Here is a 19,339-nt window from a genome sequence, read left to right on the forward strand (position 1 = left end):
ATGCGACGCTGTACGTGGGTTGGGATGCTCTTGGTGGTGCTCGGCTGTTCGGGCGCGCCCGATGGTGAGGAGGCCGAGCCGGCCGCGGCCGCGCCAGCGGCTGCACCTGCTGCGCCCGTCGAGCCGCCCGAGCCCGTGGAGCCACCGCCCGAGGTGCCCGAGGGCGTGGATGAAGCCGCGCTTCCGGCGGCCGCGGCTCCGCCCGCAGGTCTCGACCCGGCGTTCGATGCAGCCCAGCCCACCCGCGGCGGGCTGTTCGCGCCGTTCGAGGCGGTGCCGCAGGACGCCTTCGCGGAGGTCATCGAGGACGCCACCGTGGTCAGCCCGGACGGGCGCCTGGCGGCTATCGCGAGCTCCAACGGGACGATCGCGGTGTACGACACCCGGCTGGGCGTGGTGCGGGCTGCGCGGCGCTTCTTCCGAAGCGCCTATGAGAGCGTGACGTTCGCGTGGGACTCGAGCTCCAACCACCTGGCCGTGCATGACCGCAATGAGCTCTGTTTGTGGCGTCTGCCCCGCGACGAGTACGTCTGCACGGTCGCGGACGCCTTCCGCGGCCTGTCCGTGGCTCGCAACGGCAACCGCATCGTGTTCCAGAACCATCCCGAGCAGGAGAACCGTCAGTTCCAGTCTTGGACGGTGGAGCGCCGGCCAACGCGCATCGCGGAGCTTCCTCCCGAGATGGAGGTGCGCCAGTCCGCCGCGTTCTCGCACCACGTGCTGGTCGACGACGGCGAGCACTCGTGGCTGTACACAGCGTGGGGCCGCAGCGCGCCGCCCATAGACCTGGGCGAGGTCACCTTCCCGGAGCACCCCTTCGCGCCGAACGGGCGCTCGTTCATCACGCTGAGCGACACCAGCGTCCAGCAGCGCAATCCGAGCGACGGCGTGGTGCAGCAAGACGTGCCCATCGCCAACGCCAAGGACCGCGTGCGCGTGGTCATTCACCGGGATGGCTCGCGCGCGGCGCTCTGCGCGCCGGACGGCCCCGTGGTGCACGTGCGCTTGGGCCGCAACCCGGTGGCCGAGGAGGTGGCCACGGCGGTGTGCACGGACGCGTCGCGCCCCACGCTCACGCGCACTTCTGCGGACGTGGTGACCCTCGACGCGGACGGCCTCAACCCGAGCCGCCATCGCGACGTCCGCATGGACGGTCGTGAACACAGCCTGTGGTCGCTAGAGATCGGAGAGGGCCGTGTCGTGACGCATCGTCGTGGCGGCGCGGAGCGCTTCAGCGCGGCGGGGGTGCGGCGTGTGCACACCACCGCTGGCGTCGAGGACTCGCAGGATGACGAGGGCGGCTTCAACGGGCTCGTGGCGCGCTCGCCAAGCCGGCGTACCGTGCTGCGCGTCAACGGCGCGAATCGGCCCGTGCTGGTGGCGCGCGAGTCACGCGTGACCCTCGCGGATGCCGCGCCGCTTACGTGTGACGAGTACATGGGCTGCGCGGTGTCCGCGAGCTGGGACCACGAAGAGCGGCGCGTTGCCGTCATGCATCCGAACGCCGTCGAGGTCTTCGACACCACCACGGGCGCGCGTCTGGGCCACTTCGTCACGGGGCGCGGCTGCCGTGACGCGTGCGACGAGGGCATGATCTGCATGCACGGGCACTGCGAAGAGGCGTACACCGCCGTGGGGAACGCCGAGTTCAGCCCGAGCGGCGAGCGTGTCGTGGCGGTGGCGTCCGACGGTTCCGTGGGCCTCTTCAGCGTCTCCGGGGAGCGGCTGCAGCGGCTCGCCCCGCCGGACGCGCGCGCGGTCGGGCGGCAGTCCTTCGCCTTCAGCCCCGACAGCGAGCTCGTGGCGCTGGTGCGCCGGCGCCGCCTGACCCTGGTGCGCGCCGCGGACGGCACCGAGGTGTGGAACGTGAACCTGGTGCACTTGCCCGCGACCATGGCGTTCAGCGCCGACGGCCAGAACCTGAACATCATCGACTCCGACAAGAAGCAGCTGCGCATCAGCGTGGCCGACGGCTCCCAGCTCGAGTCGCGCGAGGTGGGGACACTGCGCGGAGTGGACGGCCACGGCCGCTACGCGGTGACTTGTCGCGAGGGGCTCACGTACCTGCAGTACCTCGCGCATGGCACCGAGCGCGGGCCCCTCGGCCGCTGCCCGCCCGGCGGCCGCTTCACCGTGGCACCGGACACCGGGCTGCTGGGGCACATCCAGGGCACGCTCGCGCGCGTCCACCGCTTGAGCGATGGCGAGGTGCTCAACGTGCGCGCCATCTGGCGCGAGTCGGCGCGCATCTACATCGTGTACACGGACTCGGGGTGGGCGCAGGTCATCGGTGGCCGCAACGCCGACGTGTACATCCGGACGGGTCCCATCACGCGGGGCGGCCTCCGTCAGCGCGGCGCGAGCGACCGCATCCGCGAGACGCTGCTGGCCGACTTCTTCGGGGGCGTCGCGCTCCCGCCGGCGCCGAGCCCGGGCGACGTGGCCGCCGCAGCCGCTGCGGAGGCAGCCGATGCCGAGGACGCGGCGGAGCAAGCCGCAGCGGCGGCTCCGGCTGGTCCGACCGCGGCGCCCGCTGCCGCTGCTGGGGAGTGACCTCTCGAGGGGACGTGCGCCGGGCGTTCGTTCTGCCCTGCAATCGTCCTCGCTGGCCTCACGGAGAGGGCGCTGCCGCCTCGCTCGGCAGCACGGTGCCTTGCTCGCTGTAGAGGCTCAGGATCCCCCACGGCGAGTAGATGTCGAACGCGAAGCCGCCCTCGGGCGCTTGGTCCGCGGGGACGATGCTCTCGTCGAACACCACGCCAATCACGCTGCCGCCGGCCTCGTCGAAGATGGGGGTGCCGGCGGGGAGGGCGACGCGCAGGCTCCGCCCGGAACCAAACCCGTTGCTGCTGCCAAAGCCTCGCCCGAAGCCCGGGCCGGGTTCGATGCGCAGGTCGCGTGTGCTTGCCCAGCCCAGCACCTCGAAGTGCTCGTCGGGGCCCGCCGCGCCGCGGTAGGACACCAGCTGCTGGCCGGAGCGAGGCTCGCCCAGCAGCGTCACCGGGTGCTCGAACACCACGTGCTCGCCCTGGGGCGAGAACTGAGCCACCACCCGGCCCGACGGGCGGTCTCGCAGCGCAGCGTTCGAGCGCAGCAGCGACGTCCCGCCCTCGCGCTCGGGTGGGGCGGCGCTCACGAACACGGGGCCGAGGGAGGCGTTCGGGACGAACCCGCGAAAGGCCACCGGCGGCGTCGCGTACGCGAACTCCGTGAGGTCACCGCGCTCGATGGCGCCCGTCAGGCGGAACCCTGGATACAGACGCACGCCAGGGGCGCCGTCCGCGGGGGCCGCCGCGCTGGGAGTGTGGCGCACGGCCACCACCTCCACGGGCACGTGCGTCAGGTCTTCGGCGCGTGTCCACACCAGCACGCGCATGCCCTGGGTGGCGTGCACCAGCCGAACGTCACCGTCGACCACGTCCACCACCACGTTCGGCCAGCGTGGTGTGACCGGGTCGCCCTCTTCGGCGGGCCGCACGGCGCCATCGCGCCGGTAGCGAATCGGCGCGCGATGCTCGACCCAGGCGCGCCGCGCGTGCTGGGCCATCGAAGCTTCGTCGAGCAGGGTGGCGACCTCGCTGGGCAGCGGCTCGCTCCGGGGCAACGCAGCCGGCTCGGCGGTCTCGACTCTCTCCGGGGTCGGCCCCTGGGACGGCGCCCCTGCAGGCTCGACCTCACTCGGGTCCTGCTGCACCGCCGTCGAGCCACAGCCCACCGCGAGCCACGCGGCCAGCCAAGCCCCGCAGACTCTGCCCGCCGAAAGTCGCGTCCAGCCATCTTCGAGTCGCGTCATGTCGTCCCCGTGTGTGCTCGTGAAGCCAGACGGTACCAGATGCCCTCGCGAGATTGGATCGGGTATCCTGGCGTCGATGGCGCGTGCGCGTTCGCAGGAGTTGGTGGGCGCCGGCGTCGTGGTCGTAGCGCTCGGCTCGGTGTGTGCGCTCGGCAGCGTGTTCTTCGTCGTTGCTCCGGGGTTCGTGGCGCTCGGTTGGGGACTCGTCCTGACCTCGCTCGGCTGGGCCCTGGGTGTGGGCTTGGTGCTGCTCGCCGCGCTGAGCGCGCTGGCGCGGGCTGCCGTGGCACGGGAGCGGGCCGAGCTGTCGCATGACACAGCGGCCGGCGAGACCCACAGCGTGAGGGCGTTGCCCAAGGGGGATGGGTCCCTCTGGGTCGCGGGCCTCGGCGTCGCGCTGCTCATCGCCGGGATGGCGTGGCTGCCCATCCATGCCGTCTGCGCCGTGCTGAACGCGCGCCACCTGGGGCCGGCGGAGCCGGTCACATGCACCGTCACCGTGCGCGGCACCAAGACGAGCTGGCTGACGTGCCAGACCACGTGGTCCGGAGAGCTCGAGGACCGGCAGAGCACGATGGCATGGGTCCCCGCGCGTGGGAGCCAGTTTACCGGACTGGCACGCCCGGGTGCGCTGGGGGTCTGGATGCTGGACACCCAGTCCATCCAGGTGACCTCACCGTAGCCCAGCGAGGCACGCGTGCGACACCACCGGGTAGTGCTCGCGGAACGTGGAGAGGATCTCATCGACGCGCTGCGGCGACAACGGCCCAAGCGGCGCATCGCTTCCCGGAGACCAGCGCTGCCACGGGGGCCCGCTGACCATCACGGTGACCGCTGGGACGCCGATGGCGCGCACCCGGTGCCAGCCGTCGGGGTGCGTCATCTCGTACTCGAAGCACCCGCCCACCCGCAGCGTGAGCACGTGCGGCGGAGGGGTGTTGCCCGCGCCAGCACCCACGGTCATCTCGTAGTCTCCGGACAGTACACGCATGGCGCTGGGCCACGGGTGAGGGTGGAACAGCGCGTCCTCGGGGCCGCACGGGTGGATGACGTGCAGCGAGATGCGGTGGCTCCCGTGATCACGGTACACGCGCTCCACGCGGGGAGGGTGGTAGTCCACGTCGAGGCTGCGCCAGCCTTCGGCGGACAGCAGCAGGGTGGGGAGCTCGCGCTCGATGTCGTGCAGGATGTTCAGCATGGTGGTGGTCCCTTTCGATGCCTACACCATGTGCAGCTCGCGCGCGCTGTACAATCTGTCGTACAGTTCCGACGACAGCATGCCGAAGCAGCCCACTCCATCCTTCCGCAGCGCGCTCACGCGTCTGGGCCTCGGGCGTCACGAGTCCGCGCTCTACGCCACGCTGGTGGAGCGCTCGCCGCTCGGCGCCTCGGAGCTGGCGCGCATCACTGGCCTCGCGCGCAGCAGCGTCTACACGGCGCTGGCGTCGCTCACGTCGCTGGGTCTGGTGGGCACCACCCACGAAGAGGGTGTGAAGCGGTTCGTCGCGGAAGGTCACGGGGCGCTGGTGGACGCCATGAAGCGCGACGAGGCGCGCGCCGTCGAGCGGGCCAAGCTCGCGGCGGGCCTCGGCGCACACTTCGTGAAGGCCAAGGAGGACGCATCGGCCCGTCTGCCGCACGTGGTGCACTTCGAGGGCATCGAGGGGCTCAAGCGCGTCTACCTCACCATGCTGCGCCAGGCGCCGCGCGGAGCGTGCATGTCCATCCTGCGCGACGACTTCTTGTGGGGCCCCGAGTGGTCGTTCGTCACCACGCCCGAGTGGCGCGCGCGCGTGCGGTCGCTCCGCAGCGAGCGCGACATCCGCGTGCGGCTCTTGGTGCAGGACTCCCCAGCCGAGCGTGCGCAGGTCGCCGCCTATCGATCCCGTGAGCACACCGCGTTCCGCTTCTTGCCGAAGACCGTGGCCTTCGAGCGCTTCGCCCTCTACGTGCTGGGCGACATCGCCGCGGTGATGTCCACCGAGCCCCGCAACTTGGTGGGCATCCAGATCGCGAACGCGAACCTGGCATTGAACCACCGCGCCATGTTCGACGGGCTGTGGGCCGTCTCACGAGCGCCTCGCGCGCGGAAGTGAGCTTCACGGCACGCTCGCGCTCGGGTGTCATGCGCTATTCTGAGCAGCGTGCGAGTCGTCTTCGCTTGCCTGCTCGCTCTCGCGCCCGTCGTGTCGGGTGGGCTGCTGCTCGCGTCGGCCATCACCTGGTCTGGTCGCGTGGTAGGCCTTGCCACGATCGCGCTCGGCCTTGCGCTCCCGGTCGCGGCGGGCGGGCTCCGCAAGCAAGCAGCCGCGACCTCGGTCGGCGCACTCGCGGTGCTCGCAGGGGTGGCCGTCCTTCGGGCGCAAGAGACCCCCTCGGACCCGCAGACACGGTTCGTGGGCGAGCCCGGCTGGTGGGTCTCGCCGTCTCGTGTCGTCCCCGAGTCCGACCAGCTGCTCTTCGCGACCCGACTCCTGCCCTGGGCGGGCATGGGTGTGTCGCGTGACGGCGCCCGTCGTCTGCAAACCTCGATGGCTGATGTGTACGCCGGGGACGAGCTCGACGGGGTCCCGTCGATGCTGGACGAAGCCGTCTCGGGTACGTGTAGCCAGCGCATGCTGGTGTTCGAGCCCGAACCTGGCCCGGACCAACGCGAGCGCAGTGCCATTGTCTTCCTGCACGGCTACGGCGGCGCCTGGCAGGGCTACTTCCGCGTGATGCGGGAGGTCGCGCGCGAGCGAGGCATGGTGCTGGTGCAGCCCGCCTGTGGCATCGGCACCTGGAGCACACGAGGTGACGTCTCCACGGTGGAGCATGCCCGTGCGTTCATCGAGGGCCTGCCCGGCGTCGATGCGTCGCGCATCCACCTCGTGGCTCTCTCGAACGGCGGCCGCGCCGCCACGCGGGCCCTCGCTGAGAACCCTGACGCGTTCCGCAGCGTAACGTTCGTCTCGGGGGTGCTCGAGACTCGCATCATCGAGGCGCTGCCCGACGGGCAGCGTTCCGCGCCCACACCGGTTCTCGCCATCCACGGCGGGCAGGATGACCGCGTCTCACTCGTCTCCCTCGAGCGCGGCGTGTCTGCACTGCATGCGCGTGGCTTCGACGTGACCATGCGCGTGATGCCCACCGAAGACCACTTCCTCTTTTTCACTGCCCGCAACCGGGTGGTGAGCGAGCTGACGGCGTTCCTGGAGCGGGTCGACTGAGCGCGCCGGTGCGCATCGTGCGTCGTCCCGTGCGGAGAAACGCTATCTTGCGGCTCTATGCACCCGAGAAGGCGAGTCTCGTTGAACGTGGCTGGCGACTTCTACGTCGAGGAGGGCTGTTGCACGCTGTGCGGTGTGCCCGACGTCGAAGCGCCGGAACTCTTCGGTGGCTTCGAAGCAGACGGCCGCGGGACGCCTGGCGCCAAGCAGTGTTGGGTCAAGAAGCAGCCGAAATCCACCCCCGAACTCGACGCGATGATCCGTGCCGTGGCGGCTCAGGAGTTCGAGTGCATTCGCTACGGCGGCACCGACCAACTGCTCATCGACCGCCTGAGGACGATTCGGACGAACACGGCCGACCTGGCTACCTCATCGCTACGGGTCTCGTGGAGAGGCACGACGGGGAGTACGCGCCCCGTGTTCGGTGGCGCGTCTGCATCGACGAGTGGGGCCGGTTTCCGGAGGGCTGAGACGGAGGAGGCGCTCGCGGAGAGCGCCCTCCGGCCCGCTCAGATCTTGCGGAGCTTCATCTGCACGTCGCTCGAGTAGTGGTTCTCGAACGCGCGCACGCAGGTGCTCAGGTAGCGGTCGTAGTCGTCGTAGAGCTGGTTGCCCCACTTCTCGCGGATGAGCGTCTCGTGCTGCTGCATGCGGCGCAGCCACTCGGCGGTGGTCTTGCCGTAGCTCACGCGCTGGGTGCGCAGCTCTTCGACTTCCCAGTACGGGTTCACGGCGGCGACCAGCTCTTCGAGGCGCGGGTTGAGGCCGCCCGGGAAGATGACGTCGGCGGTGAACGCCAGGTCCGAGAGGTCCTTGCGGTTGCGCGGCACGCGGTTGCGCAAGATGGCCTGGAAACCGAAGCAGCTGCCGGGCTCCACCCAGCCCGCGGACTTCTTGAAGTACTGGCGGTAGATGTCGATGGCCATGCCCTTGTTCGCCTGCGCTGGGGAGCAGAGGTGGTCGATCATCTCGATGGACTGGAGCGCGCCGTACTTCTCCTCGGGCTCGTAGTCCTTGTAGTCGCACACGATGGCCTTCACGCCCTCGAGGCCGCGCGAGTGGATCCACTCACACTGCGCCGTGGAGAGCGTGATGCCGTGCGCGCGCTTGACCCCGCGCTTGTGCAGGTAGTTCAGGTTCGAGCCCCAGCCGCAGCCGATGTCCAGCGTGAGCGTGTCCGGCGTGATCTCGGCGTAGTCGTACAGGATGTCGCACTTCTGGATCTGCGCCTGCTCGAGCGTCTCGTCGCCGGTGTGGAAGCTGGCCGACGTGTAGTGCATGTCGGTGTCGAGCCACAGCTCGAAGAACTCATTGGAGACGTCGTACGAGACTTCGATTTCACGCTGCGTGGAGGTCATGGGGCGGCACCATGCCATCGCCCGCGAGCGTATGCCATCCCTGTACCACTCTTCGGTCGGCCGTCCGGCCAGAAACTGATAGCGTGATGGGGATGGTGATCGCAGAAGAACACGTGGCGGCCGTGGTCGCCGAGATCAGCGCCCAGCTGTCGGACCCGGCCTTTGCCCAGGAGCGCATCGGCGGCTTCGTGGACACGCAGCCCAACGCCGCGCGCTTCCTGACGCTGGCCGTGGGTCGCAAGCTCGGGCCCGAGGAGGCCATGCAGGCGGTCTTTCACGCCACGGTCCTCGAGGCTTGCTTCCACCGTACGGGCGTCGCGCTGGCCGTGGCCACGTTCGCGGCGCTCGACGCGGTGGGCGACGACCCGTGTGAGTCGCTGCGCGTGGAGCAGCCATCCCTCGCCGACTATCTGGCCACCAACGTGTCGCTCCCCGAGCAGCGCGCGCCCATCTGCCGCGTGGCGCTGTGCTGGTCGCGCAGCCTCACGCCCGTCAAGCTGCGCTCATGACCCGCGCTGCACGCTGCACGCCCCTGACTCTCCTGTTGCTGGTGGTGGCCCTCGGCTGCCGCAGCGCGCCGCCCAGCGTGGCCCCCGAACCGGCAGCCACGTCCGACTCGCCGAGCGAGCCTGGCTCGCAAGGTGGAGCGCCCGCCACGGAGAGGGCGACACCCAGCCCTGCGCCGGCTGCGCGTCCCACGTCGCTCGGGCCGCTCACGGCTCACTTCGCAGGTCCGGCGGCGGAGCGAGCCTCCCACGTGGTCCTCTTGCTGCACGGCTTCGGCGACCAGGGAAACGGGCTCGCGCTCGTCGCCCGAGAGTTCGCCGCCTCGCGCCCCGGTCTCGGCGTGGTGGCCCTCGAGGGGCTGCTGCCGCACCCACAGGGCGGGCGCATGTGGTGGCCCATCGACATCCCACGCATACAGAACGCGCGCGCCAGCGGCGACTGGCCCGCCCTCGAGCGAGAGCGGGCTCCCGGGGTGGATGCCGCCCGAGACGCCGTGGTGGCTGCGCTCGAAGAGCTTCGCAGTCGGGGTGTGGCGCGCGAGCGAATCACCCTCGCGGGCTTCTCGCAGGGTGCCATGCTCTCCGTGGAGGTGGGGCTCGCACACCCCGAGCTATTGGGTGCGGTGGTGGCCTGGAGCGGCGCCATCATAGACCGCGCCGCGTGGGAGCAGCGTGCGCCCGGCGGCGTGCGCTTCACGGTGGTGCACGGCCGGCGCGACACCGTGCTGCCCTTCGCGCAGGGCGAGGCGCTGCACGCGCTCCTGCGGCGCGTGGACCCCGCTGCGGCGTGGGTGCCTTTTGATGGCCCACACACGGTCTCGGCCGAGGGGCGCGCGGCGCTCTTGCGGGCGTTGCCCACGCCCTGAACCGGCCCGGAGGTCGCTTCCCGCCTCTCGAACCGTGCTGACCCAGCGCGTCTACGCCAGCGCGCGCTCGAGTTCGTCGGGCGGTGCGGCGGAGCCGGCGACCGACTCGGGCAAGTCGGTGGGCTCGGGCGCTCCGTAGCCCAGCAGATAGCGCACGTGCAGCCACCACAGCGCGGCCACGCCCCACACCAGGCCCAGCACCACGCCCCCGTCGATGATGCCCAGGTAGGGCTGTGGCACCTGGCGCACCAGGATGATGAGGGTGACCAGCAGCGAGAGGAAGATGTAGCGCGCCAGCAGCTTGCGCCACGGCGCGTGGAACAGCGTGAGGCAGAACGGGCCCGCCAACAGCACGTGCAGCAAGCGCGGGTGACGCCCCAGGTGAACGGCGCGGGCCACCACCCGCGGGCAGAAGCGCAGCTGGAAGCCGCGGTAGCCCTCGGTGTAGCCCTGGAAGATCATCCACACCACGTAGATCGCCGCGAGCCCGGGCGTGAGCATGTCCTCCGTGATGGGTACCAGCGCGTTGTGCGTGAGCCGCAGGATGGCCCGCAGGAGCAGCGCGCTCACCGACAGCACCCCAAAGGTGGCGATGAGCTTGCTCTTCATGCTGTCCGTCGCTGGCTGCACGGGTTCGACTTAGCGCGGATGACCCGCAGGGACCAGCCTGGCCGGGAAGTTGGGGATGACACCGACCACCGAGACGTCAGTCCGGGCGCCGGCGGCGCTGGAAGTCGCCCACACGGGAGAGCAGCTCTTCTACCTGGAAGGGCTTGCGCAGCCCGAAGGTGACGCCTGCGGTCTCGCTGAAGGACTCGCTGGTGGTGAGCACGAGCGCGGGCGTGGGTGGGCAGTCACTGCGCGCCATGCCCTGCAGCAGGAGGGCGCCCGTGCGGCCCAGCGGACCCTCGCCCACCACCACCACCGACACCGCAGCACCATGGGCGTCGCGGGCGCGGAGCAGGCTGAGGCCAGCCTCGGCGCTGCAGGCCTCGACCACCACGTGCCCTTCGGCCCGCAACACGCGGCCCAGCGTCTCACGCTGGGCGCGGTCGGTCTCGACCACCAGCACCGTGTCGGTGACGGGGTCTGCGCAGACCTCTGGGGCGGTGGAACGAGCTTGTGGCATGGTCGATCGGTGAACGGGTTCTTCCACACAACGCATCGCGCGCCCAGCAATCTTCCTGCGCGCGTGATGTAGGTCGAACGCCTACCGTCGAAATGACGAACCAATTTCTTCGTTGCCGCATCGGCGACAACGTTCACATGGCGATCCGTCCAGGGTGTAGCGGAGGTCTCGTGTGAGCGAAGACCGGGCTTCCGTGGAATGCTTCGCCGCTCGGGCGGTTCGACCAGCGGCGCCCCCCGAATCCCATTGATGCAACCCGACCGCGACAGCGCGTTCCTCCTCGCCCTCGCGGCGTCCATCGCCGTCCACGTGGTGGGCGCTGGCGTCGCGGCGTTCGCGCGGCCGGAGCGCGCGCGCGCTGCCGTGATTCACAGCGAGGGCACCATCGAGGTGGAGTGGCTCGAGCCCGTCGTCGAGCCCGAGCTGCCGCCCGAGCCCGAGGCCGAAGTGGTCGAGCCCGAGCCGCTGAACCCCATGGCGCCGCCCACCACGACGCCTCCGCCGGTGTTGGCCGGGGCGCTCGCGGCCAGCACCACGGCCGTGACCGTCGACCCGGGGGTCGTCGAGCCGCCGTTCCCCGAGCCGGGCATCCCTCCCGAGGGCAGCGCCCGTCCGCCGCGCTCGCTCGACCCGCGGGCTGTGGCGTTGGGGCAGCTGGACGTCCTGCCGCACCAAGTCGCGCCGCAGGCGCAGCCGAGCGCTGTGGATCCCCGCGCGCGCTTCCGAAACGCCGAGTCCACGCTGGACTCGCACCTCTCGGCGCGAGCCGCCACGCGCCCGGCGGTCACGGAGCGCCCGCGCCCCGAGGTGCGCCGCCAAGCCGACGGGTCGTATGTGTACGCCGGGCACGCGTTCAGCGCGCGCATCACGCCGGACGGCCAGGTGACCTTCAGCGACACCGCGCGCGTGACCCTCTCCGGTGCCGGAGACCTCCCCAGCTCGGCCTCGGGGGGGGTCCGCTTCGACCTGACCGACGGGGCCTACCGGCGCCGCGGGCAGGACCCCTACCAGGCCGAGCGCGCTTGGTTCATGCGCGAGACCGAGGGCATGCGCGAGGAGCTCCAGGACGCTGCACGCGAGCGGCAGCGGGCTCAGCTGGGCCGTCAGATGGCGGCCCAGGCGCAGCGGGCGTGGGACACCGAGGAGCGCACGCCCGAGTCTCGCCGGCGGCGCATCTTCACGCTCTGGGACCGCTGCGCGGAGGGTGACGGTGACGGCGACGCAGCGCGCGCGGGCATCCTCGGGTGGGTGCGCCGGCAGCTGCCGGCGGGCAGCGAGCACGCGTTCACGGCGGCCGAGCTGGCCAGCTTCAACGCGGGCCGCCAGAGCGCCGCAGCCTTCGCGCCGTACTGACCGGCTGCGGTCGTCTACGCCTTGCGCGGGCCGCGCGGACGCACCGGGTAGATGATCTTGTTGCCCTCGATGCGGGGCTCGAGCACCTGCAGCACGTCCAGCTTGATGAGCTTCTTGCGCTTGTCGGGCATGCGCAGCATCACGCCGCCGTCGTCTTCCATGCTCTCGATCTTGCAGATGCCGAACTGACGGTGGTCCAGGTACTCGCCCACCTCGGGGATGGGCTCGTCGAACAGGATGCTGTGCGCGTCGGTGGCCAGCGGGTCTTCGATGGGGGGAGGGCGGTGCGCGGGGGCTTTGACGTCCGCCTCCACTCGCGCGGGCCGCGCCACACGTGCGCTGCTGGGGCGCGCCAGCTGGGCCTCTTCAGAGGCGCTGGCCGCCATGGCCCATGTGACCCCGGACGCCGAGGTGGGCGGAGCGACGCGCACGGGCTCGGGAGCACGCGCGGGTTCTGCGGCGCGCGCAGGGGCTGCGGCACGAGCGGGTTCCAGTGCACGTGATGGCTCGGGTGCCGTGCGGGGGCGCTCGGCTTCCACGGACAAGGGCGCTCGGCCACGCTCGCGTGCACGCTCCACGATGGGGTCGCTGACCGGCGCCGCAGGTGCCGCAGAGCGGGGCCCAGCCGCAGCACCGCGCGTGGCTTCCACGAACAGGTGCAGCCCCGTGGCCGCGTCCCGTTCCCGCACCAGCGCCACGTCGTCGAACGCCTCCACGTAGAACTCGAGCGCGAACACCCGCCCGCGCTCGAGGTGACCGCCCAGCAGCTGGATGCCGTTGTCGGTCTCACGCGACAGCGTGACGTGCAGGTGCACGAACGGTTGATCGTCCCGTGACGCGATGTTGCCCGTGAGGCTCAGCACCTCGAGCGGCGCCTGGAAGCTCACCGCGGGGCGGTACACCTGTGCGGCCTGGTCGTACTCGCGCAGTTCCACGGACTCGAGCGCGCCCAGACCGCGGACCCAACCGGCTTGGATGCCGTGCTGCGTGGCGAGGCTCTGCAGCGCCGTGTGGACGTCTTCGCCGCGCTCACATCGGCCGACGAAGTGGCGCACGCGCTTGCTCTCTTTGGCGAACATGGGTGCGCTACTTACGTCGGATTGCGTGCTCAGGCCACGTTGCCCGCGCTCGCGTCAGTGCAGGCGGCGGTAGATGCCCACCACCACGCCCATGATCTGGGTGCTGCGCCAGTCGGTCTTGGGGATGAGGATGGGCGCCATGGTGCTGTTGGCCGGCTGCAGGCGGATGTGGTCCCGCTCGGGGTAGTAGTACTTGCAGGTGGCCTCTTCGCCCACCAGCGCGATGACGATCTCGCCGCGGTTGGCGGTGAGCTGCTTGCGCACGAAGACGTAGTCGCCGTCGTGGATGCCGGCTTCGATCATGGACTCGCCCACGATGCGCAGGCCGAAGACGTCACGGTTGCCGCCGACCAGCATGCGGTCGATGCGCACGGAGTCTTCGGGGTGCTGAATGGCTTCCGCCAAGAGACCCGCCGCCACGCGCCCCACGATGGGAATGGTGAGCAGGTCGTCGTCGGCGTCATTTGCCGCACGGGTGGCGAGCCCGGCCATGGAGGTGACGCCGCGCAGCCCGTGGCCGCCCAGATCCCCGTTGGCGTCCAGGTCCGGGAGGTCGTCGTCTTCGCCCTCGCTCATGGTGCGGCCGTCCGGCGTGCGGACCAGGCGCAGCGTGCGGCTCTTCATGTCTTCACGGGTGAGGTACCCCTTGCGCTCGAGCGCGCGGAGGTGGTCGTTGACCCCGTTGGTGCTCCGGATGCCCAGGCGGTTCCCAATCTCTCGAAGCGTGGGCGGGAAGCCCCGATCGGAGATGGACTCGGAGATGAATTCGAGGACCGCGCGCTGTCTGTCCGTGAGCTTTTGCATGATTTCCTGGCTCCGAGGGTACTAGACATCCGTTCAAGCTGTCAAGCTGAGCAGGTGTTGGCGGACACTACTGATCATCCGGGAGGGAGTCAAAGTTTCGGCGCGGTGGCCGCCAAGCTCGCGCAGAGGGCCGAATTCGCGTACCGTCGCCGCGTGTCCGAGGTGATGCAATTCGGGCCCTTCGAGCTGGTTCGCCGGCTGGGCCACGGGGGCATGGCCGAGACCTTCGAGGCCATCCGGCACGGCGCATCAGGCGTGACACAGCGCGTGTGCATCAAGCGCATCCTGCCCGCCTTCGAGCGGGACGAGGAGTTCCTGCGGCTCTTCCTGGAGGAGGCGCGGGTGTCGGCCAGCTTGCACCACGGGGCCATCGCCCAGGTGCTGGACTTCGGCGTGGTGTCCGGCTCGCACTACCTGGCCCTCGAGCTCGTGGAGGGGCTGGACCTGCGCACCGTCATCAGGCGCCTCGCCGAGAGCAACGACCGCCTCACCACGGGCGTGGTGGCGCACCTCGCGTTCGAGCTGGCGGGCGCTCTCGAATTCGCTCACGCCGCCACGGATAGGGGCCGCGCGCGGGGCGTGGTGCACCGCGACATCAGCCCCAGCAACGTGCTGCTCAGCCGGCACGGCGAGGTGAAGCTCACGGACTTCGGCATCGCCAAGGCCATGAGCGCCGACGTGGCCACGCGCACCGCCGTGGTGAAGGGCAAGCTGCCGTACATGGCCCCCGAGTACGCGAGCGCGGGGCAGTTCAACGCGCAGAGCGACCTCTTCTCGCTGGGCGTCACGCTCTACGAGTGCGTGGCGGGGCGCCGCCCGTTCGACGGGGCCAACGACCTCGAGACACTCGAGAACCTGCAGCGCGGGCGGCATCGTCCGCTGCCCGAGGCCGTGCCGGGCGTGGATTCGGCGTTCGCGGCCGCCGTGGAGCGCCTGATCGAGGCAGACCCCGCGGTGCGCTACGTCACGGCCACGCAGTTCCTGGACGACCTCACCGCCATCACCCCACCGGGCACCGCGCAGCTCATCTTGGGCCGCGTGGTGAGCGCGCTCCAGGACCACCCCTCGGATGAGGGCGCCTCCCTGCGCGACGCGCTGGCCAACACCGAGCTGCGCGAGACGAACGTCAGCGAGGGCACGCTCGCGCTCGATGCGTCCGCCTCCACCTTGCCTGTGGCCGCCGTGGACGAAGCGCCCGTGGACGCCCCCACGCGGACGCGCTTGCCCACCGTGCTGGCCCACGAGCAAGCGCAGGAGGCCGTCGAAGATCTCACGCGTCACGCGGGACGAGCCAAGCCGCGCCCGCCAGAGTAGGAAGCCCAGCATGACCGCATCCCTCAGCCCGCTCGAGCGCGCCCTAGGCCAGCTCGAGGCCACCCTCGACCAGCACCTCGACGACTTGGCGGCCCTCGTGCGCATCGGCGGCATCAGCGCCGAGCCGCCGCCCAACCCCACGCTCGTTCGCAGCGCCGAGGCCGTGGTGGAGCTCATGACGCGCGCCGGACTGCATGGCGCGCGCGTGCTGACGTTGCCCGGCGCGCATCCGTACGCCTATGCCGAGTGGCTGGGCGCCCCCGGAGCGCCCACGCTGCTGCTCTACGGCCACCACGACGTGCAGCCGGTGGGGCGTGAGGCCAAGTGGGTGACGCCCCCCTTCGAGCCCAGCATTCGCGACGGCCGCATGTACGGGCGCGGCGCCGTGGACGACAAGGCCGGCGTCATGATGCACATCGCGGCCTGCGCGGCCTGGCTGCACGCCACGGGCGCGCTGCCGGTGAACGTGAAGTTCGTGGTGGAGGGCGAGGAGGAGATTGGCTCGGGCAACCTCGAGCGCTTCCTCGAGACGCACGCCGAGCTGCTGGCCGCCGACTGCATCGTGCTCACGGACACTGCGAACCTGGACGCCGGGATCCCCTCGTTGACCGTCTCGCTGCGGGGCCTCGCGGCCGTCACGGTGGAGGTGCGCGCGCTGCGCCAGCCGGTGCACAGCGGCATGTGGGGTGGTCCGCTGCCCGACCCGGTCATCGCGCTCTCGCGCGCCCTCGGAGAGCTCATGGATGACGACGGTCAGGTCATGGCGCCGCTGCGTCGTGGCGTGGCCGAGCTGAGCGCCTTCGAGCGCACGGCCCTCGAGCGGCTGCCGTACGAGGAAGGCGAGTTCCGCTCGCAAGCGGGGCTGGTGCAGGGGGCCGCGCTGATCGGCCGGCAGGACGTGCCGCTCTACGCGCGCATCTGGCGTGAGCCGGCGGTGGCGGTCATCGCCTTCGAGTCGCGCGCCATCGTGGGCAGCAGCAACCAGATCATCGACTCGGCGCGCGCGCGGGTGAGCGTGCGCACGGTCCCCAACCAGGACTCGAAGGTGGTTCAAGACGCGCTGGTGCAGCACTTCGAGACGCGCGTGCCGTTCGGGCTCGAGGTGCACATCGAGCGCGAAGAGGTGGCCAGCTCGTGGTTGACCTCGGCGGAGGGGCCGGCCTTCGACGCCGCGCGCCGCGCCATGGCCGCGGGCTACGGGCGCGACTGCGAGATCATCGGGTGCGGCGGGACCATCCCCTTCGTGGGGCCGTTCGCGCGCGTGCTGGGCGGCGTGCCCGCGCTCCTCACCGGCGTGGAAGACCCCCTCTGCCACGCGCACTCCGAGAACGAGAGCCTGTTGATCGAAGACTGGAAGAAGGGCACGCGCGCGGCCGTGCACCTCTACGCCGAGCTGGCAGGCGCGCTCACCCCGCGCTGATCGACCACCGTCGAGTCGCGGGTAGGCGGCTCACGTCACGCCCGCGCGACGCGCGCCTGCACCAAGAACTGAAAGCGGAACTTGCGCTCGCGGTCGTAGGTGCCCGTGTGCGTCAGGCAGGCCTCGTCGAAGGTGTCTTGGCGGACGTGCCGGAAGCCCAGCTCGTACAGCAGCGGGAGGGCATGATCCACGCCCCAGATCATGGGCTCACCAGCCGAGCCGAGGCGCTCGCGGGTGCCCTGGTCCTCGGTGCTGGTGCCTTGCCCCGCCACGAAGCGGCGCCCCACGTGGTCGAAGACGATCGTGGTCCGCGGGCTGAGCGCCTGGGCCACCCGCGCGAGCGTGGCGCGCACGGCGCCCTCGCTGAGGTAGTAGCTGACGCCCTCCCAGACGATCAGCGCGGGCACCTGGGGCTCGAACCCCACCGCGCAGAGCTGGTCCACGAAGTCCTGGGTCTCGAAGTCGCAGGACACCGTGACGGCGTCGCAGACGTACTCGGGGAGCAGCGCGATGCGACGGTGCCGCTCGGCCAGCGAGGCGGGGGCGTCCACCTCGAAGAAGCGCACGCCCGAGCGGGCCAGGCGCTTGGCGCGCGTGTCGAAGCCGGCTCCGAGGATCACCACCTGGGAGACCTCTTGGGTGGCGGCCCGCACCAGCGCGTCCAGGTACGCCGTCCGCACGGCTATCCACAGCTCCATGTTGGGTGACACCGCGTCGAGCTCGCGGGCGAACGCGAAGCCCTCCTCGCCGGCCAGCGCACGCGCAAAGCGGTCGTCGCAGATGGGGGCGGGGGCCTCGCTCGCGCGGGCACGGTAGGCGGCCACGAGCATGGCGGTGCGGCTAGGGCTGTCTGAGTTCATGCGGCGATGGTAGACTGACATCGTGTCGACAAGCACTGGATGGATGACGCCCCCCGCGAGAACTGCTACGGGAGCGCCGTGAGTGAAGCCGCGCGACATCGCTTGCAGGTGGACGAGCGCCGCAAGCAGCTCATCGACCTGGCGCTAGAGCTCTTTGGCAACCGCCCCTACGACGAGATCTCCATCGACGAGATCGCGAAGGAGGCCGGCGTTTCCAAGGGGCTGCTGTACCACTACTTCCCCAGCAAGCGGGCGTTCTTCGTGGCCGCCGTCGAGGCCGCCGCCGAGCGCCTGATCGAGTCCACGGACGTGCCCACCGCGGGTGACGTGCCCACCATGGCCGAGATGCGCGAGGGCGTGGGCCGCTACCTGGACTACGTGGACCGGCACGCACGCAACTACCTGCTGCTGGTGCGCGGCGGCGACGGCGTGGACGAAGAGGTGCAGGCCATCGTGGACCGCACGCGCATGGCGTTCCTCGAGCGCGTGCGCGACGCCGCAGCGCTCCTGCCCAAGGGCCCCGAGGTGGACATCACGCTGCGCGGGTACATCGGCTACGTGGAGACCGTCAGCCTCGAGTGGGTGGAGCACAAGGGGCTGTCGCGGGACGCGCTCGCGGACCTGATCGTACGCCAATGCATCGCCCTCTTCTCGACCGTGCAGCGCTGACGCGCGCGCGGCTGTTCGCGTTGGCCGCGCTGGTCCTGCTGGCGCTCTCGCAGAGTGGCACACGCGTGGCGGCTCGCCGCGTGGACCCGCACGCGGACGCCAACCAGGCGCTCGGGCTTCCCGCATCGCACAGCACGTCGCGTGGCGGCCCCAGCGCGGGCTCGCTCGAGGGCGGCGTGCCGTTCCCCATGCAGGCGCCCGGTGCCGCCTTCAACCCTCGGCGCGACGCGGCCGCGCGGTATGGGACCGTGGAGTTGGTGCAGGGGCTGCTGCGGGCCGGCGCCCAGGTGCAGCAACGCCATGGCGGTGAGCTGATGGTGAACGACTTGAGTCTACAGGCTGGCGGTCCCATCCCACACCACGGCAGCCATCAGGGTGGCCGCGACGCCGACGTGCTGTTCTACGTGCTCGACGCGCGTGGGGAGCCGCGATCGGCGGTGGGGGCCCCGCTCGACCTCGATGGCCGCGGGGTGGACTTCGGCGACCTCTCGGTCTCGGCTGACGACACGCCCGTGCGGCTCGACGTGGTGCGCACCTGGGCCTTCGTGGAGGCGCTGCTATCCGATCCGGAGGCCTCCGTGCAGCGTATGTTCGTGGCGCGCCACCTGAGAGCGCGGCTGCTGCGCCACGCCCGGCGCCAGCGAGCCCCTGCCGACGTGCGGAGGCGCTTCGAGCAGGTGGCCTGTCAGCCGGGCTACCCCCACGACGATCACTTCCACATTCGCGTGTTCTGCAGCGTGGACGATCTGCGCGCCGGGTGCCTGGACTCGGGGCCCATGCCGCCCTGGCGGCGTGCTCAGCTGGCGGCTGCGGGGCTGGCTCCGCGCATGGCCGGGCCCGAGCGGCTGCGCGCGCCCATCACCACGGCAGCAGAGGCGCGCCGGGCTGCGGGGCCGATGCACGCCGACGTGCGCGCCTGGCTAGACGGCCGAGAGGCATGGATGAGCCCCCCGCGCGGTCCGGGCGTGTGCCGCTGAGG

Annotated in this window: 20 protein-coding genes; 12 read left to right on the forward strand and 8 right to left on the reverse strand. The window is 71.0% G+C overall.

What is annotated here, in order from left to right; all coding sequences use genetic code 11:
* Nucleotides 1-24 precede the first annotated feature (24 nt).
* On the forward strand, nt 25-2,553 hold the full coding sequence (locus tag IPI43_15480) for a hypothetical protein (protein ID MBK7775508.1): 2,529 nt from the start codon (nt 25-27) through the stop codon (nt 2,551-2,553).
* Between the two features lie 58 nt (nt 2,554-2,611).
* Here IPI43_15480 and IPI43_15485 read toward each other — a convergent pair whose 3' ends face one another.
* A complete protein-coding gene (locus IPI43_15485; GenBank protein MBK7775509.1) occupies nt 2,612-3,793 on the reverse strand; it encodes a hypothetical protein in 1,182 nt (393 codons plus the stop codon).
* A 76-nt stretch (nt 3,794-3,869) separates the two neighbouring features.
* Between IPI43_15485 and IPI43_15490 the strand changes: the two genes are divergently transcribed.
* Complete coding sequence (locus IPI43_15490) at nt 3,870-4,475, forward strand: hypothetical protein (protein MBK7775510.1); 606 nt, start codon at nt 3,870-3,872, stop codon at nt 4,473-4,475.
* Here IPI43_15490 and IPI43_15495 read toward each other — a convergent pair.
* Complete coding sequence (locus IPI43_15495) at nt 4,467-4,991, reverse strand: hypothetical protein (GenBank protein ID MBK7775511.1); 525 nt, start codon at nt 4,989-4,991, stop codon at nt 4,467-4,469. The two genes, IPI43_15490 and IPI43_15495, sit on opposite strands and share 9 nt — an antisense overlap.
* Here IPI43_15495 and IPI43_15500 point away from each other — a divergent pair.
* The 3 genes from IPI43_15500 to IPI43_15510 all read left to right on the forward strand — a co-directional run bounded on the left by IPI43_15500 (nt 4,990) and on the right by IPI43_15510 (nt 7,551).
* On the forward strand, nt 4,990-5,889 hold the full coding sequence (locus IPI43_15500) for a helix-turn-helix domain-containing protein (GenBank protein ID MBK7775512.1): 900 nt from the start codon (nt 4,990-4,992) through the stop codon (nt 5,887-5,889). The two genes, IPI43_15495 and IPI43_15500, sit on opposite strands and share 2 nt — an antisense overlap.
* A 48-nt stretch (nt 5,890-5,937) precedes the next feature.
* Nucleotides 5,938-7,002 (forward strand): prolyl oligopeptidase family serine peptidase, encoded by a 1,065-nt coding sequence (locus IPI43_15505; protein ID MBK7775513.1) that lies wholly within the window; start codon nt 5,938-5,940, stop codon nt 7,000-7,002.
* Nucleotides 7,003-7,083: 81 nt separating this feature from the next.
* Entirely contained in the window at nt 7,084-7,551 is a 468-nt protein-coding gene (locus IPI43_15510; protein MBK7775514.1) for a hypothetical protein, read from the forward strand.
* Here IPI43_15510 and IPI43_15515 read toward each other — a convergent pair.
* On the reverse strand, nt 7,512-8,360 hold the full coding sequence (locus IPI43_15515; GenBank protein ID MBK7775515.1) for a class I SAM-dependent methyltransferase: 849 nt from the start codon (nt 8,358-8,360) through the stop codon (nt 7,512-7,514). The two genes, IPI43_15510 and IPI43_15515, sit on opposite strands and share 40 nt — an antisense overlap.
* Before the next feature lie 92 nt (nt 8,361-8,452).
* Here IPI43_15515 and IPI43_15520 point away from each other — a divergent pair, with 92 nt between their 5' ends.
* A complete protein-coding gene (locus IPI43_15520; GenBank protein MBK7775516.1) occupies nt 8,453-8,869 on the forward strand; it encodes a hypothetical protein in 417 nt (138 codons plus the stop codon).
* A complete protein-coding gene (locus IPI43_15525) occupies nt 8,866-9,732 on the forward strand; it encodes a hypothetical protein (protein ID MBK7775517.1) in 867 nt (288 codons plus the stop codon). Before IPI43_15520 ends, IPI43_15525 begins: the two co-directional genes overlap by 4 nt.
* A 51-nt stretch (nt 9,733-9,783) precedes the next feature.
* On the opposite strand, the gene IPI43_15530 is transcribed toward IPI43_15525, so the two are convergent.
* Nucleotides 9,784-10,362, reverse strand: coding sequence for a hypothetical protein (locus IPI43_15530; GenBank protein ID MBK7775518.1), 579 nt, complete (start codon nt 10,360-10,362; stop codon nt 9,784-9,786).
* Between the two features lie 76 nt (nt 10,363-10,438).
* Nucleotides 10,439-10,861 (reverse strand): response regulator transcription factor, encoded by a 423-nt coding sequence (locus IPI43_15535; GenBank protein ID MBK7775519.1) that lies wholly within the window; start codon nt 10,859-10,861, stop codon nt 10,439-10,441.
* A 249-nt stretch (nt 10,862-11,110) separates the two neighbouring features.
* Here IPI43_15535 and IPI43_15540 point away from each other — a divergent pair, with 249 nt between their 5' ends.
* Nucleotides 11,111-12,214 carry a hypothetical protein gene (locus IPI43_15540; GenBank protein ID MBK7775520.1) on the forward strand — a complete coding sequence of 368 codons (1,104 nt, stop codon included), beginning with the start codon at nt 11,111-11,113 and terminating at the stop codon, nt 12,212-12,214.
* A 14-nt stretch (nt 12,215-12,228) separates the two neighbouring features.
* Here IPI43_15540 and IPI43_15545 read toward each other — a convergent pair whose 3' ends face one another.
* Together IPI43_15545 and lexA are read right to left on the reverse strand one after the other, a co-directional pair.
* Nucleotides 12,229-13,293, reverse strand: coding sequence for a DUF296 domain-containing protein (locus IPI43_15545; protein MBK7775521.1), 1,065 nt, complete (start codon nt 13,291-13,293; stop codon nt 12,229-12,231).
* A gap of 54 nt (nt 13,294-13,347) precedes the next feature.
* Nucleotides 13,348-14,097, reverse strand: coding sequence for a transcriptional repressor LexA (gene lexA / locus IPI43_15550; GenBank protein ID MBK7775522.1), 750 nt, complete (start codon nt 14,095-14,097; stop codon nt 13,348-13,350).
* Nucleotides 14,098-14,250: 153 nt separating this feature from the next.
* Here lexA and IPI43_15555 point away from each other — a divergent pair, with 153 nt between their 5' ends.
* A complete protein-coding gene (locus IPI43_15555; protein ID MBK7775523.1) occupies nt 14,251-15,411 on the forward strand; it encodes a serine/threonine protein kinase in 1,161 nt (386 codons plus the stop codon).
* Nucleotides 15,412-15,421: 10 nt separating this feature from the next.
* Nucleotides 15,422-16,831, forward strand: coding sequence for a M20/M25/M40 family metallo-hydrolase (locus IPI43_15560; GenBank protein ID MBK7775524.1), 1,410 nt, complete (start codon nt 15,422-15,424; stop codon nt 16,829-16,831).
* A 35-nt stretch (nt 16,832-16,866) separates the two neighbouring features.
* On the opposite strand, the gene IPI43_15565 is transcribed toward IPI43_15560, so the two are convergent.
* Nucleotides 16,867-17,691, reverse strand: coding sequence for an SAM-dependent methyltransferase (locus IPI43_15565; GenBank protein MBK7775525.1), 825 nt, complete (start codon nt 17,689-17,691; stop codon nt 16,867-16,869).
* Nucleotides 17,692-17,730: 39 nt separating this feature from the next.
* On the opposite strand from IPI43_15565, the gene IPI43_15570 reads away from it, so the two are divergent.
* A complete protein-coding gene (locus tag IPI43_15570; protein MBK7775526.1) occupies nt 17,731-18,360 on the forward strand; it encodes a TetR/AcrR family transcriptional regulator in 630 nt (209 codons plus the stop codon).
* Complete coding sequence (locus IPI43_15575) at nt 18,327-19,337, forward strand: penicillin-insensitive murein endopeptidase (protein ID MBK7775527.1); 1,011 nt, start codon at nt 18,327-18,329, stop codon at nt 19,335-19,337. Before IPI43_15570 ends, IPI43_15575 begins: the two co-directional genes overlap by 34 nt.
* Nucleotides 19,338-19,339 lie beyond the last annotated feature (2 nt).

Source organism: Sandaracinaceae bacterium, from assembly GCA_016706685.1.
Taxonomy (GTDB): Bacteria; Myxococcota_A; Polyangia; order Polyangiales; family Houyiibacteriaceae; genus JADJJE01.